Here is a 15725-nt window from a genome sequence, read left to right on the forward strand (position 1 = left end):
TGTTCTCACAGTCCTCGTGAGCTAGTGGGTGGCCGGGGCTCAGGCGGTGGTGGCCGGCTCCTCCGCCAGCCGGTCGCACAGCACCTCGGCGAGGGCGCGCGAACTCCCGTACGTCCACAGCAGGGTGGGCGAGAGCTTGAGGCCGAACGCGGCCTCCAGGCGGTTGCGCAGTTCCAGACCCATCAGCGAGTCCAGGCCGAGCGCCTTGAACGGGGTCTCCCGGTCGATCGCGGCCGGGTCCAGCCGCAGCACGCGGCCGGCCAGTTCGCGGACCTTCTGCTCGGCGAGCGCGGGGCGCTCGCCCTCGGCCGCGGCCAGCAGCGCGCTGCGGAACTCGCCGCCGCCGGTGGCGCCGCCGCCCTGCCGGGAGGCCTCCCGGAGCACCTGCCAGCTGCGCAGGGCGGCGGTGTCGGGGTAGGCATCGAACCACTGGCGCAGGTTGAGCGGGACGTACCCGACGACCTGCTCGCCGCCGCGCCTCAGCAGCCGGCCGAGGGCGGCCCAGGCCTCGTCGGCGGTGAAGCCGCCCATGCCGCGTTCGGCGAGCCGGGCGCCGCGGTTGGCGTCCTGCGCGGCGAGGCCGATCTCCTCGAACGGGCCCCACTGGACGCTGAGCGCGGGCAGTCCGCGCCGGCGCCGCTGTTCGGCGAGGGCGTCGAGGTAGGCGTTGCCCGCGGCGTACGCGGCCTGGCCGGCGTTGCCGATCAGCGCGGCGGCCGAGGAGAACAGCACGAACAGGTCGAGCGGGTCGCCGTCGGTGGCGGCGTCCAGGTTGCGGGCGCCGTCGACCTTCGGGGCGAGGACGCGCTCCAGCTGCTCGGGGCGCAGGTTGAGCACGGTGGCGTCGTCGAGCAGACCGGCGGCGTGGAACACGCCGCGCAGCGGCGGGAGTTCGCTCCGCACCCGGGCCAGTGCGGCGTCCAGCGAGGAGGCGTCGGCGACGTCCGCCGCCACCACCTCGACCAGCGTGCCGTGCTCGCGCAGGGCGGCGATCCGCTTCTCGGCGTCCTCGGACGGCGCGGAGCGGCCGAGCAGGGCGAGCGCCCCGGCGCCGTTCGCGGCGAGGTGTTCGGCGAGCGAGAGGCCGAGTGCGCCGAGGCCGCCGCTGAGCAGGTAGGTGCCGTCGGCGCGGAACCGGCCGCCGGGCAGCGGCTCGGGGGCGACGGCGGTGACGGTGGCCGGGTCGCGGAGCACGAACTTGCCGATGTGGCTGCCGCGCGACATCTCCCGCAGCGCCTCCGCCGCCTCGGTGAACGGGTAGGCGTTGACCGGGAGTTCTTCGATCTCCTCGGCCGCGACCAGGTCCCAGACCTCGGCGAACAGCTTGGCGAAGCGGGCGGGGCGGCGGTCCATCAGGCCGGCCAGGTCGACGGCGGCGACGGTGATGCCCTTGCGGAAGGCGCCCAGGCTGATCGAGCGCTCGGCGTAGATGTCCTTCTTGCCGACCTCGACGAACCGGCCGTCCTCGGCCAGCACCTCCAGGCCGAGCGGGATCGCCGCGCCGGTCAGCGAGTTGAGCACCACGTCCACGCCGCGCCCGCCGGTGGCCGCCAGGGTCCGCGACGCCCAGTCCAGGTCCCGCGAGTCGAAGACGTCGGCGATGCCGAGGCCGCGCAGGTAGGCGCGCTTGGACGCGCTGCCGGCGGTGGCGATCACCCGGGCGCCGCGGGCCTGGGCGATCCGGACGGCGGCCAGGCCGAGTCCGCCGGTGGCGGAGTGGATCAGGACGCTCTCGCCCTGCTCCAGCCCGGCCAGGCCGTCCAGCGCGTACCAGGCGGTGGCCAGCACCAGCGGCAGCGCGGCGGCGGCCGCGTCGGTGAGGTGGGCGGGCACCGGCTGGGTGTGCTCGGCCCGCACGGTGACGTACGAGGCGATCGAGCCGAAGACGCAGGCCACCACCCGGTCGCCGACCGCGACGCCGGTGACGCCCTCGCCGACGGCGGTGACGGTGCCGGCGCACTCGCCGCCGAGCAGGTCGGCGCCGGCCGAGGAGTCGGGGTAGGTGCCCATCGCCTTCATCACGTCGATGAAGTTGAGCGCGGCGGCACTGACCCGCACCTCGACGTGGCCGGGCGCCGGGGCTCGGCGGGTGAGCGGCTTGAAGGCGAGGCCGTCCCAGAAACCGGGCTTCTCGGGCACCAGCCGGAAGGGCTGCTCGGGGGTGCGCCAGGCGGGCGCGGCACGGTCCTCGTCCTCGTCCTCGCCGCGGACCAGCCGGCCGACGTACCGGACGCCGTCGCGCAGCGCGGCCTGGTCCTCGCCCTCGTCGAAGCCCAGCTCGGCGGCGGCCGCGGCGAGCTGCCCGGCGGCGACGTCCAGCAGGGCGGGCCGCAGTTCGGGGTGTTCGCGGCGCAGCACCCGGGTGAAGCCCCAGTACAGGGCGGCGCCGGGGTCGGGGTGGTCGCCCGGGGCGACGGCCTGGGCGTCCTGGGTGAGGACGGTGAGCCGGGGCGGGGTGGCCATCGCGGTGGCGGCCCGGACCAGCGCGGTCAGGGCGAGCAGGCCGGCCCGCTGGGCGGGCAGGCCGGCGGCGGTGGCGGGGGCGGCGAAGACCAGTTCGGCGGGCGCGACGGCGCGCAGCGCCGCGGTGAGCGCGGCCTCGTCCCGGTCGGCGGCGCCGAGCACCGCGCCGGCGCCCAGCGCCTCGGCGAGCCGGTCGGCGGCCGGGTCGTCGGCGGCGGTGGCCACCAGCCACGGGCCCTCGCCGGCCTCGGTGTCGGCGGCGCGCTCCTGCGGGCGGAAGCGCAGCCGGTGCAGCCGTTCGGCGTCGGAGACCTCGGCGGGGCCGCTCTCCAGGCGCTGCAGGCGCAGTCCGGCGAGGACGGCGAGCGGCTGCCGCTCGGCGTCGTACAGGTGGAGGTCGACGAGCCCGGTCTCCCGGCGGACGGCGTACGACCAGACCTCGGCCACCGGCTCGGCGAGGTCCTGCAGCAGGTGGATCGCGTCGACGGAGACCGGGACGACGGTGTGGCCGTCGTCCTCCAGGGTCAGCGAGACCTGGAGGGCGGCGTCCAGCAGCGCCGGGTGCAGGGTGTGCGGGCGGGCGCCGGCCCGGCAGCGCTCGGGCAGCCGGACCCGGCCGAGCGCGGCGTCGTCGGTGACGTGCACGCCGTCCAGGCCCTGGAAGGAGGGGCCGTAGTGGAGGCCGCGGGCCGCGCAGGCGGCGTAGAAGTCCTCGGCGGAGAGCGGCTCGTCCTCGGCGAGCGCGGCCGGGAAGGCCGGGGCGGCGACCTGGTCCGCGCGGCGCTGGTGGAGCCGGGCGGTGGCGTGCTCGGTCCAGCCGGTGGTGCCGGCGGGCAGCGAGAGCAGGGTGAAGCTGCCGCCCTCGGTGATGTCGTCGCGCCAGAGCACGGCGAGCCGGGCGGCCCCGTCGGCGCCGAGGGTGAGGTCGCGGTGGAAGACGAGCGGGGCGACGGTGCCCGGGACGGCGCCGGTGCGGGCGTACGCGGTGGAGAGGGCGAGCGCGGCCATCGCGGCGCCGGGCAGCACCACGGCCTCGTCCACCTTGTGGTCGGCGAGCCACGGCAGGTCGGCGGTGGAGATCTCCAGCGCGCCCTGCCAGCTGTCCTGTTCGAAGGCGCCGGGGGTGAGTTCGACCTCGAGTCCGCGCTGTCCGCCGGTGCGGGCACGGCCGGGGGCGACCCAGTAGCTCTCCTCCTGCCACGGGTAGCCGGGTACGGCGGCGAACTCCCCCGCCGAGCGGCGGACGAACGGCTCCAGGCCGGCCACGAAGCCGCGGGCGAGGGCGAGTTGCAGGTCGGTGCGGCTGCCCTGCTCGCGGCGCAGGGTGGAGAGCACCGCGGGCGGCTCGGCGCGCAGCGCGGCGAGCTGCTCGACGGCGGGGGCGAGGATCGGGTGCGGGCTGATCTCCACCACGTGGGTGACGCCCTCGTCGAAGAGCCGGCCCATCGCGTCGGCGAACAGCACCGGGCGGCGCAGGTTGTCCACCCAGTACGCAGTGTCCATCTCGGGCCCGGTCAGCGGTTCGACCCGGACGGTGGACATCAGGCCGATCTCCCCGGCGCGCGGGGCGACGTCGGCGAGGGCGGCCAGCAGGTCCTCGCGCAGCTCGTCCATCTGCGGGCTGTGCGAGGCGTAGTCGACGTTGACCAGGCGGCAGAAGGTGCCCTCCGCCTCCAGGATCTCCTTGAGCATCAGCACCGCGTCGGTGTAGCCGGAGAGCACGCAGGAGGAGGGGCCGTTGTTGACGGCCAGCGACACCTGCTCCTCGAAGCCCTCCAGGGCCCGGTGGGCGCCCTCGACGTCCAGGTCGACGGCGAGCATCCGGCCGTTGCCGGAGGTCCGGCGGGCGATGGCGCTGCGCCGGGCCATCACCTTGGCGCCGTCCTCGTACGAGAGGATGCCGGCGAAGGTGGCGGCGGTGACCTCGCCCTGGCTGTGGCCGACCACCACGTCGGGGGTGACGCCGGAGGCCCGCCAGCGCTCGGCGAGGCCCAGCGACATCGCCCAGAGCACCGGCTGCAGCATGTCGATCCGGGTGGTCCACTCGTCGCCGGCGGCGCCGGAGACCAGGGCCGCCAGGTCCCACCCGAACCACGGGCGCAGCGCCTCGCCGCAGCGGTCCACGGTGGCGGTGAACACCGGGTCGTGGCCGTACAGTTCGCGGCCCATGCCGGCCCACTGCGAGCCCTGGCCGGGGAAGACGAAGGCGGTCCTGCCGCGGGTGCGGGCCCGGCCGGTCACCACGCCGGGCAGCTCGGCCCCGGGGTTCTCGGCGTAGCCGCGCAGGCCCTCGGCGAGCTCCTGCGCATCCGCCCCGACCACGGCGGCGCGCAGCGGGAAGGCGTCCCGGCGGGTGCCCAGGGTGTCGGCCGCGGCCAGCAGCCCGGCCCGGTCGGCGGGCAGTGCCCCGGCCAGCTCGGCGGCCAGGGCGCGCAGCGCCTCGGGGTGCTGGGCGGTCAGCGGCAGCAGCACCGGGGCGCCGTCGTCCTCGTCCGCCGCCGGCTCGACCGGCGGCGCGCTGCGCAGCACCACGTGGGCGTTGGTGCCGCCCCAGCCGAAGGAGTTGACGCCCATGTAGAGCTCGCCCTCGGCGGGCAGCTCCAGCGGCTCGCGGACGACCCGCAGGTTGAGCTCCTCGAACGGGATGTCGGGGTTGAGCTCCTCGGAGTGCAGGCTCGGCGGGACCAGCCGGTGCTTGAGCGAGAGCACCGCCTTGACCAGGCCGGCCATGCCCGCGGCGGCCTCCAGGTGGCCGACGTTGGTCTTCGCGGAGCCGACGCCGAGCGGGCCGAGGGCGCGGTCGCGGGCCTGGCCGAGGACGGTGCCGATGCCGCGCGCCTCGACCGGGTCGCCGCGCAGGGTGCCGGTGCCGTGCGCCTCGATGTACGAGAGCCTGTCGAGCGGGATCGCGCCGTCGCCGTACGCCTGCCGGAGCAGGTCGATCTGGCCGTCCGGGTTCGGCGTGACCAGGCTGTCGCCGCCGCCGTCGTTGTTGACGGCGGTGCGGGCGATCACGGCGTGGATCCGGTCGCCGTCCCGCACGGCCTGCTCGACGGTCTTCAGGTAGAGCGCGATCACGCCCTCACCGCGCACGAAGCCGTCGGCGGCGGCGCCGAAGGCGTGGCAGCGCCCGGCCTTGGAGAGGCCGCCGAAGTGGGTGAGGCCGACCGAGACGTCCGGGGACATGATCAGGTTGACGCCGGCCACCACCGCGCCGTCGATCTCGCCGCGGCGCAGTGCCTGCCCGGCGAGGTGCAGGGCGACCAGCGAGGAGGAGCAGCCGGTCTCCACGGTGAGGCTGGGGCCGCGCAGCTTGAGGAAGTAGGAGAGCCGGGCGGCGATCACGTCGAGCGCGTTGCCGACCAGGCTGTGCTGGGTGGCGCCCTCGCCGCGGTCCTTGCGGAGGATCTCGTAGTCGTGCCAGGACGCGCCGACGTACACGCCGGTCCGCGAGCCGCGCAGGGCGGCGGCGGGGGTGCCGGCGTCCTCCAGGGCGCGCCAGCCGGCCTGCATCACCAGGCGCTGCTGCGGGTCGATGTCCTCGGCCTCGCGCGGGGAGATGCCGAAGAAGGTCGGGTCGAACCGGTCGACGCCCTCCAGGAAGCCGCCGACGGCCTGGACGGACTTCTCCGGGTCCAGCTGGGCGCTCGCGTCCCAGCGCTCCGGCGGGACGGGGCGGATGGCGTCGACGCGCTCCACCAGCACTCGCCAGAAGCTGTCCACGTCGGGTGCTCCGGGGAGGCGGGCGGCCATGCCGACGATGGCGATGGGCTGCTCGGGGTCACGGGTCTGCTCGGACATGGTGGTGTCAACCTCTGGTCGGTGATGGGAGCGTGGCGGGCGCCCGGCCGTGCTCGGGGGGACGGCCGGGCACGGGCGGGGTCAGGCGCGGGCGGGCTCGACGTGCTCGGCGCCGGTGCGCCGGTCGGCCGGGTCGACGGGGTGCGGGGCGTTGATCACCCGGCCGAAGACCCGGTACTTGACCGGCAGCGCGTCCAGCGCGCGGAACCGGGCCCGACGGAGCCGGACCGGGAGCGGCGCGGACTGGGCCAGCGCCGCCTCCTGCATCCGCTGGTACTTGGTCACCTGCCGCTTGTGGGAACGGCGTTCGGTGACGAAGCGGGCGAAGACCGCCTCGGGCACGGTGGCGCCGGTCCGGGTGAGGGCGCGGGCGATCACCGGGGCGAGGCAGACCACGTCCTGGATGGCGAGGTTGACGCCCTGGCCGAGGATCGGGGTGACGGTGTGCGAGGCGTCGCCGATCAGGACCAGGCCGTCCTTGGCCCAGCGGTCCAGCTCGGCGGTGAAGATCTCCAGGAAGGAGGTGTCCTCCCAGGAGGTCAGGTGGGTCTCCAGCAGCGGGCGCAGCCGGGGGTCGATCGCGGCGATGCCGTCCCGGAAGGCCTCGAAGCCGGCGGACCGCAGTTCGCCGAGGCCGCGCTTGGGCAGGTTGTGCCCGACCCGCAGGAAGTCGGGGAAGGTGGGCAGCACCACCAGGTGCTTGTCGCGGTCGACGACCAGTTCCGCCTGCCGGCCCCAGCCGGCCGGGCGGGGCAGCTTGAAGGAGAGGAAGTCCCGCTCCATCGGGGTGATCAGGGCCTCCAGCCCGGCGGCCTTGCGGACCTTGGAGAAGCGGCCGTCGGCGCCGACCACCAGCCGGGCGCGGATCTCCAGCCGGGTGCCGTCCTTCTGCTTGAAGGTGGCGCCGAGCACCTTGCCGTCCTGCTCGACCAGGCCGGTGCAGGTGGTGCCGGAGAGGTACTCGAAGACCGGCTCGGCCTGCGCGGCCTCCTGGAAGATGCCGATCAGCGCGGGCTGCGGGATGTCGATCGGCAGGGTGTTGATCGGGAAGCGGCCGTAGTCCAGCGAGAAGACCCGGCGGCCCTCCATCCGCATGGTGACGCCGGTGGTCTCCAGGTAGCCGTGCCGCTCCAGCGCCGGGCCGAAGCCCAGCTGCCGCAGCGCCACCGCGCTCGGCGCGGCCAGGGTCTCGCCGCGGAAGTCGCGCTCCAGTCCGGTCTGCTTCTCGGCGAGGACGGTGCGGATGCCGCGGCGGGAGAGCAGCGCGCCGAGCAGGGCGCCGGCCGGGCCGCCGCCGACGATCAGGACGTCGGTCGTGCTGGTGCTGGTCATGGGAGCTCCACGTGTTCGAGTCTGTCCTTGGTGCGGGCCAGGAGGTCGGAGGCCAGCGCGCCGTCCAGCAGGCGGTGGTCGAAGGTGAGCGAGAGGGTCAGCCGGGGTGCGATCCGCACCTCGCCGTCGACCGCGACGGGGACGTCGGCGATCCGGCCGACGCCGTAGCCGAGCGCCCCGGTGATCATCGGCAGGATGGCCCGGACCGGCTCGTGGCCGACCGAGGTGACCGAGAAGACTCCCTGCAGCCCGGTGCGGCGCACCGGGTCGCGGGTGGCCGCCCGGTACGCCAGCCAGGCCACCGGCAGCGGAAGCCTGGCGACCCGCAGCAGGTTGCGGAACGGCCCCTCGGGGTCGTCCAGCTCCGCGTCCTTGTAGGTGTCGAGCGCGGTCTGGATCTCCTCGACGGTGAGCGCCTGGGCGGACGGGACGACCCCGGAGGCCACGCAGCGGGTGCCGTCCAGGGACTTGTCGAAGAGCACCTTGGCGTGGACCTGGTCCACGGTGGCCAGCCGCGGCCGGCGGCCGCCGAGCAGCACCGAGCGGGCCGGCGGGCAGTCGGCGACCACCTCGGCGGCCGCCTTGACCACGAACGCGGCGTAGCTGAGCTTGCCGCCGCTGGATGTCCGGGCGGCCTTCAGCGCGGTGGCGTCGACGTCGGTCAGCAGGTGGACGTGGGCGGTGGCCCGGGCGTCGCGCAGGAAGGTCAGGGTGCCGCGCCGGGCGGTCGGGAAGGGCGTGACGACGGCGTTCATCCCGCCGCCGCCCGGACGTCCTCGACCAGCGCGGCCAGGTCGGCGAGCAGTTCGGCCCGCATGAAGCGGTCGTAGTCGACCGGCTCGCCGAGCTCGCGCTCCAGGTAGACCAGCACCCGCAGGGCGTTGACCGAGTCCCACTCGGCGATGTCGGCGAGCGGCTGGTCCATCGACAGGGCGTCCTCGTCGAGGTCGAGCAGCTGGGCGACGACCTCTCTCACCACCTGGTCAGACGACACGGAAAGCCTCCTGTTGCCCGTTGATTCGGATCCATCGGGGGAGCTCGGGAAGCTCCCGCAGGGTGTGCCGGTACGCCCCGGGCTCCTCGCCCGCCGCGGCGAAGCCGTGGTCCGGGTAGAAGCGGGCGAACTGGCGGTTCTTGGCGGTCTCCACGTACCGGGCGCGGACCTCGCCCGCGCCCTCGGCGGCGGCGGCCCGCAGCACCAGGGCGAGCAGCGCGGTCTCCACCTGGCGGGAGAACACCCGGCAGCTGAGCACGAAGTTCTCCACCGTCCGGGCGCCGTCGGCGTCCCGGCCGAGGGCGAGCGCGGCGATCAGCCCGTTGTCGCCGAACCGGTCGGTGAGCCGGGCGGCGAAGAAGTCCAGCCCGCCGCCCGCCACCTCGTCGGCCGTGAACCGGCGCCCGGTCAGGTTGAACTGGTTGGTCTTGCCGAAGAGCTGGACGATCCGGGCCGAGTTCAGCCCGTCCAGCGGCTGCACCGTCAGCTCGGACTCCAGCCCGGCCAGGTAGTCCTCCAACGATCCAGCCGCGTCGGCGAGTTCGGCCCGCGCGGCGCGCGCCCGGTACAGCTCGGTACGGGTGCGGTCCTCCTCGGTGAGGCTCAGCACGTTGAAGTCGCCCCGGGCCGCCAGCACCGCCGCGTACCCGGCCGGGTCGACCGGCAGCTCCACGGTGGCGACCTGCGGCAGCAGTTCGCGCATCAGGCCGCGCTCGACCGGGTTGTCGTCGACGAACACCATCGCGTCCGCGCCGATGTTCAGCCGCTCCGCCATCGCGGCCACGTTCCCGGGCTTGGGCTGCCAGTCGGCGCTGAAGGCGACGAAGTCGCCGGTCCGCAGCGCCATCTCGGGGTGGGTGTCGACCGCCTCCCGGGCGATCGCCTCCTCGTTCTTCGAGCAGACCGCCAGCATCACGCCCTGCTGCTTCAGGTCGGCGGCCAGCTCCTGCAGTTCGCGGTGCGCCGAGCCCGGGTACGCGCCGCCGAGCCGCAGCCCGGCCACCCCGTCGTCGCCGACCACGCCGCCCCAGAGGGTGTGGTCCAGGTCCAGCACCAGGCACTTGGCGGCCCGGCCGAGCCCGGCCTTCACCACCCGGCCCAGCTCCTCGGCGTACGCGGCCAGGAACTCCGGCGCGTACGCTTGCCCGGCGGCGTGCCGCATCCGGTCGCCGGCCCGGACCGCGCCGCCCCGGCCGTGCGCGGCGACCCCGTCCAGGTCCAGCACCAGCACCGAGTCGGCGGGCGCGGCCAGGTCCAGGATCGCGGCGTTCATCCGGTGCCAGGCGGCGGCCAGCCGGGCCTTGCCCGGGTAGTCCACCCGCCGGTCCCGGGTCAGCGGGGTCAGCGGCACGGTGGCGAGCACCACCAGCCCGCCCAGGGTCTCCCGGCAGGCCCGCGCCCAGCCGGCCAGTTCGGCGGGCAGGGCGGCGCAGCGCCGCTCGACCTCGGCCAGGTCCAGCCGGTCGGCGACCCCGTCGAAGACCGCCGTCTCGTCCAGCAGCAGGGCGGTGACCTGCGGCCCGAGGTCCTTCAGGGTGGGCGCGCCGGCCAGGATCTCGAACCGCCACTGGTTGAAGCCCGCCGAGCGGATCTCCGGCAGCACCCCGTCCGCGACCAGCGTCGCGGTCAGCAGCGGCGGCAGCGCGTCCAGGGTGGAGCTGCCCAGCAGCGCGATCGGCCGGGCCGTGAACGCCCCGGAGGCGGCCAGCTGCTCCCGGGTCGCCCGGCCGGCCAGCAGGCTGCCAGCCGCCTCCAGGTCCAGCGGGTCCCCGGCGGCCCGCAGCCCGGCCAGCAGCTCCCGTACGCGCGGCGCCTGCCCGCCGAGCCCGGCGCGCTTGAGGGCGCGCAGCTCGGCCAGCGGCGTGGTGGCGGTGACGGTCACGCCGCCACCTCCCCGGCGGCCGGCAGCCAGCGCAGCGCCAGGCCGGAGACGATCCACTTGGAGGACTCGATCGCGGTGACCAGCACCCGGTCGCCGGCCCGGCCCTGCGCCTCGATCCGCCGCAGCGCCCGGTGGAGCTGGATGAACGGCAGCGCGTTGCCGTTGTTGCCGGTGTCCGCGACGCAGGAGACCGCCTGCTCCGGACGGACCCCCAGGTGCTCGCGGATCCGCTCCGTCATCACGCCGTTCAGCTGCGGGGTGAGGATGTGCTCCACCTCGCCCACCGGCCAGCCGGTCAGCGCCGCCAGCTCCTGCAGCACGGCGTCGGCGAGGACCGGGACGCCCGCCTCGATCGCCTTGTAGTCCTCCTGGCCCATCGGCTCGCGGACCATCCTGCCGCCCGGTCCCTCGACCATCGGCGCGCCGTCCGCGCCGTACCAGCGCACCACCTGGGCGGGCTCCCGGCCCTTGCCGGTGGCCCGCAGCACGAGGTGCTCGACCGCCAGGCCCGGGCCGTCCCCGGCGTCCACCACGGCGGCGCCGGCGCCGTCGCCGAACAGCGCGAAGTTGGCCAGCTCCGCCGGGCTGATCCGGCCCACCGCGCGGTCCGCCGGCCACAGCTTGACCACGCTGTCCGCGCCGATCACCAGGCCGCGCCGCAGACCGCCCGCCAGCATCGCGCGGGCCGTGTACAGGCCCTGCAGCGCGCCCGCGCAGCCCGAGCTGAGCTGGAAGGTCGGCAGGTCGTTCAGGCCCAGCCGGTCCGCCACCAGGTTGACCGTGGCCGGCATCAGGTGGTCCGGCGAGCCGGTGGTGAGGATCAGGAAGTCGATGGAGGACGGGTCGGCGCCGGCGTCCGCGAGGGCGCGCTCGCCGGCCGCGGTGGCCAGGTCGCCGGTGTTCTTCGGAGTGCCCTCGGGGCTGTCGGGTTCGCAGAAGTGGCGGCCGCGGTTGCCGGTCATCCGGTCGAGCCACTTCTCGTGCAGGCCGAAGCGCTCCGCCATGTCCCGGTTCGTGACCGGTTCGCCCGGGAGCACCTCGCTGAGGCCGATGATTCTCAAGGGATCAGGTCCTTGTCTGGGATCCGTCGGAGTGTGCTCGAACGTAGGTTCCGGCACTTGTGGGGCACTTGAGGGCCACTCACTCGACGACGGCTTCCCGCTGGTCCCCGCGCCCGGGCCGGGCGCGGCGCCCTTGCGGCGGCCCGGGGACGGCCTGCTAGTCTCCGCGGCCATGGCGAGCGACGATCACCGGCAGGACTGGGCGGACTGGGAGTCCGAGCTCGCCGCCGGCGAACGCGCCGCGCTCCGCGCCCACCGCCGGGCCGCGCTCCGCCGCCGCGTCCTCCCCGGCCTGGCCGCCGCCGCACTCCTGTCCGTGCTGCTCGGCGCCCTCTTCTTCACCGCGACCCTCGACCCCGGGCGCCGCCCCCCGCAGGCCCCGCCGCCGACCGTCCCGGCCCCGGGAACGACGAAGCCGCCCAGCAGCGTCCCCTCGCTGCTGGGCGGCCGTTGAGCCGTCGTCCGGTTACCGCCCGCGCAGGGCCCGGTACTCGGCGACCAGGGCGGCCGTCGAGCTGTCGAGCGCCTCGGCGCCCTCACCGGTCAGCAGGACCGGCTCGATGCGCTTGGCGAGCACCTTGCCGAGCTCCACGCCCCACTGGTCGAAGGAGTCGATGTTCCAGATCGCGCCCTGGACGAACACCTTGTGCTCGTACAGCGCGATCAGCTGACCGAGCACCGAGGGGCTGAGCTCGCCCGCCAGGATGGTGGTGGTCGGGTGGTTGCCCCTGAAGGTCTTGTGCGGGACGAGCTCGGCCGGCACGCCCTCCGCCGCGACCTCCTCCGCGGTCTTGCCGAAGGCCAGCGCCTGCGTCTGGGCGAAGAAGTTCGCCATCAGCAGGTCGTGCTGGGCGACCAGCCCGGGCAGCAGGTCGGCGACCGGCTCGGCGAAGCCGATGAAGTCCGCCGGGATGACCTTCGTGCCCTGGTGGAGCAGCTGGTAGTAGGCGTGCTGCCCGTTGGTGCCGGGGGTGCCCCAGACGACCGGCCCGGTCTGCCAGCCCACCGGGTTGCCGTCACGGTCGACGGACTTGCCGTTGGACTCCATGTCGAGCTGCTGCAGGTACGCCGCGAACTTCGACAGGTAGTGCGAGTAGGGCAGCACCACGTGCGACTGCGCGTCGAAGAACGCGCCGTACCAGACGCCCAGCAGACCCAGCAGGACCGGCACGTTCTGCTCGAACGGCGCGGTGCGGAAGTGCTCGTCGACCAGGTGGAAGCCGTCCAGCATCTCGCGGAACTGCTCCCGGCCGATGGCGATCATCAGCGAGAGGCCGATCGCCGAGTCGTACGAGTAGCGGCCGCCGACCCAGTCCCAGAACTCGAACATGTTGGCCACGTCGATGCCGAAGTCGGACACGCCCTGGGCGTTGGTCGACAGCGCGACGAAGTGCTTGGCGACCGCGTCGGTGTCCGCCCGCAGCTCGGTGAGCAGCCACGCCTTCGCGGACTCGGCGTTGGTGATGGTCTCGATCGTGGTGAAGGTCTTCGACGCCACGATGAAGAGCGTCTCGGCGGCGTCCAGGCCCTGCAGCGCCTCGTGCAGGTCGGCGCCGTCCACGTTGGAGACGAAGCGGACGTCGATGCCGCGGTCGGAGTAGGAGCGCAGCACCTCGTACGCCATCGCGGGGCCCAGGTCGGAGCCGCCGATGCCGATGTTGACGACGGTGCGGATCCGCTTGCCGGTGTGGCCGGTCCACTCGCCGCTGCGGACGCGGTCGGAGAAGGCGCCCATCTTGTCGAGCACGGCGTGCACGGCGGGGACCACGTTCTCGCCGTCGACCTCGATCACGGCCTCGCGGGGGGCGCGCAGCGCGGTGTGCAGGACGGCGCGGTCCTCGGTGATGTTGATCTTCTCGCCGCGGAACATCGCGTCGCGCAGCTCGGCCACGCCGGTGGCGGCGGCCAGCTCGCGCAGCAGCTCCAGGGTGCGGTCGTTCACCAGCTGCTTGGAGTAGTCGACCTGCAGGTCGCCGACCCGCAGGGTGTAGCGCTTCCCCCGCTCGGGGTCGGCGGCGAACAGCTCACGCAGGTGCTGCTCGCCGAACTCTGCCCGGTGCTTGCCGAGAGCGGCCCACTGCGGGGTCCGGTCCAGGGGGATGCGACCGCTGGCAGGGGTCTCCGACATCGGTGGTCTCCTTGTGTCGTCCGGAAGTGGCGTGTACCGGCAGGGCCGAGCGGGAGGGTGCGCGAAGGCCGGCGGTGGTACGAGAGGTGCTGCCGACTCCATTGACGGCCTTGCCCGCGCCCACCCTATGTCCTCCACGGCCGTCACCTGCGGACCGTCACCACCGGGGACCGCACTTGTCGACGTCCACCCGCGGACCTTCGCGTGCCGACCACCCGGACGCGCCTCACTTGCGGGCCGACTGCAGGTCGAGTCGGCGCAACACCTGGTCCGCCACCTCCGGGTCGCTGCCGGCCTCGCTGCGGGCGGCCAGCACCTCGCGGCGCGAGGCGGCGATCATCTCCTGTTCGACCGCGAACGCCTCCCGCCACTTCTGGCCGCGCTGCTTCGCCTCCAGCGCCTCCTCCTCCTCGTACTTCTCCGGGCAGAGCCGGGCCAGGCGGTCGTGCTGACGCTCCCGCAGCCGCTCGACCAGCTCGGCCGGCAGCTCGTCCGCCCGCTCCAGTTCACCGAGTCGGACCAGTCCCGCCTTGGCGGCCCGCCACCACAGCTCGCGCACCGCCTTCTCGTGCGCGTCGGAACCGGTGTCCAGGCCGAGCAGCCTCACCACCCACGGCAGCGTCAGGCCCTGCACCAGCAGGGTGAACAGCACCACCCCGAACGCCACGAAGATGATCTCCGCCCGCTCCGGGAACGTCCCGCCGCCGTGCACCGTCAGCGGGATCGCCAGCGCCAGCGCCACCGTCGCCACCCCGCGCATCCCCGACCACCACAGCACCAGCGTCTCCCGCCAGGACACCGGGTTGTCCTCCTCGCCGTGGCTGAACCGCCGCGAGACCCACGCCGCGGGCAGCAGCCACACCAACCGCAGCAGCACCACCACCGCGATCACCGCCGCGGTGTCGCCCAGCATCCCCCGCCAGCTGTCCTTGACGTCCGCCAGCACCGTCGCCAGCTCCAGCCCGATCAGGCCGAACGCCACCCCGGTCACCAGCGTCTCCACGATCTCCCAGAACGCGTTGCCCACCAACCGGTACGACACCTCGTCGGCGTCCGCCGCCCGGTCCGCCAGGTACAGCGCGCAGACCACCACCGCCAGCACCCCCGAGCCGTGCGCCTCCTCCGCCAGCGCGTACGCCGCGAACGGCACCAGCAGGTTCAGCGCCACCTGCTGCGTCGGATCGTCCAGCAACCCGGCCAGCTTGGTGTTCGCCCAGCCCAGCGCCACCCCGACCACCACCGCGACCACCGCCGACAGCACGAAGCGCAGCGCCGCCCCCTCGATCGAGAAGTCGTGGTCCACCACCGCCTCCACCGCCAGCGAGTAGATGACGATCGCCGTCACGTCGTTGAACAGCCCCTCGCTCTCCAGCACCGCCACCAGCCGGCGCGGCAACCCCACCGAACCCGCCACCGCCACCGCCGCCACCGGATCCGGCGGCGACACCAGCGCGCCGAGCGCCACCGCCGCCGCGACGGGCGCCCCCGGCACCAGCATCGAGAACGTGCCCGCCACCGCCGTCGTGGTGACGATCACCAGCGCCACCGCCAGCAGCAGGATCGACCGGATGTTCGCCTTGAAGTACCGCACCGAGGAGCGCCGTGCCACCGCGAAGATCAGCGGCGGCAGCACCAGCGGCAGGATCAACTCCGGGTTCACCGACACGTTCGGGATCTGCGGCACCAGCGCCATCACGATCCCGATCAGCGTCATCAGCACCGGCTGCGGCACCCCGCTCCGCCGGGCCAGCGGCATGGTGACCACCGAGGCGAGCAGCACCAGGAAGAGCAGCGACAGCTGAGCCACGGAGCAGATCCTCCCAACCGTACGGAATGCGGCCCCCCGATCCGCGGATCAGCATAAATGTGACCATTCACCCCACCCACCCAACTCGCCGACCCACCCCGAACCCCACCGCAGGCGACTGCCCCGGCTCCGCCGGACGCACACCGAAGGAGCCAGATCCAGCCACCCCAGCCCCCGCCGAAAGCGGTTCCCCACGAGCCCGCCGAAGGCGGTATCCGTCCAAGCCCGCCGCAGGCGGCTGACCCGGCTCCGCCGGA

General features: G+C 74.4%; 9 protein-coding genes. 1 reads left to right on the forward strand and 8 read right to left on the reverse strand.

Going from position 1 to position 15725, the window contains the following annotated elements:
* Positions 1 to 39: 39 nt before the first annotated feature.
* The 6 genes from ABEB06_RS14145 to ABEB06_RS14170 all read right to left on the reverse strand — a co-directional run bounded on the left by ABEB06_RS14145 (position 40) and on the right by ABEB06_RS14170 (position 11533).
* On the reverse strand, positions 40 to 6264 hold the full coding sequence (locus ABEB06_RS14145) for an SDR family NAD(P)-dependent oxidoreductase (RefSeq protein WP_345697215.1): 6225 nt from the start codon (positions 6262 to 6264) through the stop codon (positions 40 to 42).
* 81 nt (positions 6265 to 6345) lie between these two features.
* On the reverse strand, positions 6346 to 7596 hold the full coding sequence (locus tag ABEB06_RS14150; RefSeq protein WP_345697216.1) for an FAD-dependent monooxygenase: 1251 nt from the start codon (positions 7594 to 7596) through the stop codon (positions 6346 to 6348).
* Positions 7593 to 8351 carry a 2-oxo acid dehydrogenase subunit E2 gene (locus ABEB06_RS14155; protein ID WP_345697217.1) on the reverse strand — a complete coding sequence of 253 codons (759 nt, stop codon included), beginning with the start codon at positions 8349 to 8351 and terminating at the stop codon, positions 7593 to 7595. Before ABEB06_RS14155 ends, ABEB06_RS14150 begins: the two co-directional genes overlap by 4 nt.
* Complete coding sequence (locus ABEB06_RS14160; protein WP_345697218.1) at positions 8348 to 8590, reverse strand: acyl carrier protein; 243 nt, start codon at positions 8588 to 8590, stop codon at positions 8348 to 8350. Before ABEB06_RS14160 ends, ABEB06_RS14155 begins: the two co-directional genes overlap by 4 nt.
* Positions 8580 to 10472, reverse strand: a complete 1893-nt coding sequence (locus tag ABEB06_RS14165) for an HAD-IIIC family phosphatase (RefSeq protein WP_345697219.1) — start codon at positions 10470 to 10472, stop codon at positions 8580 to 8582. Before ABEB06_RS14165 ends, ABEB06_RS14160 begins: the two co-directional genes overlap by 11 nt.
* Positions 10469 to 11533 carry a 3-oxoacyl-ACP synthase III family protein gene (locus tag ABEB06_RS14170; RefSeq protein WP_345697220.1) on the reverse strand — a complete coding sequence of 355 codons (1065 nt, stop codon included), beginning with the start codon at positions 11531 to 11533 and terminating at the stop codon, positions 10469 to 10471. Before ABEB06_RS14170 ends, ABEB06_RS14165 begins: the two co-directional genes overlap by 4 nt.
* A gap of 172 nt (positions 11534 to 11705) precedes the next feature.
* Here ABEB06_RS14170 and ABEB06_RS14175 point away from each other — a divergent pair, with 172 nt between their 5' ends.
* Complete coding sequence (locus ABEB06_RS14175; RefSeq protein ID WP_345697221.1) at positions 11706 to 11987, forward strand: hypothetical protein; 282 nt, start codon at positions 11706 to 11708, stop codon at positions 11985 to 11987.
* Positions 11988 to 11999: 12 nt separating this feature from the next.
* Here the strand turns inward: ABEB06_RS14175 and pgi are convergent, their stop codons facing one another.
* The gene (gene pgi, locus ABEB06_RS14180) at positions 12000 to 13661 is read right to left on the reverse strand and encodes a glucose-6-phosphate isomerase (protein WP_345697222.1); all 1662 of its coding nucleotides are present in this window, start codon (positions 13659 to 13661) and stop codon (positions 12000 to 12002) included.
* A 226-nt stretch (positions 13662 to 13887) separates the two neighbouring features.
* The gene (locus tag ABEB06_RS14185; protein WP_345697223.1) at positions 13888 to 15468 is read right to left on the reverse strand and encodes a Na+/H+ antiporter; all 1581 of its coding nucleotides are present in this window, start codon (positions 15466 to 15468) and stop codon (positions 13888 to 13890) included.
* Positions 15469 to 15725 lie beyond the last annotated feature (257 nt).

The organism is Kitasatospora terrestris (assembly GCF_039542905.1).
In the GTDB taxonomy this organism is placed as follows: domain Bacteria; phylum Actinomycetota; class Actinomycetes; order Streptomycetales; family Streptomycetaceae; genus Kitasatospora; species Kitasatospora terrestris.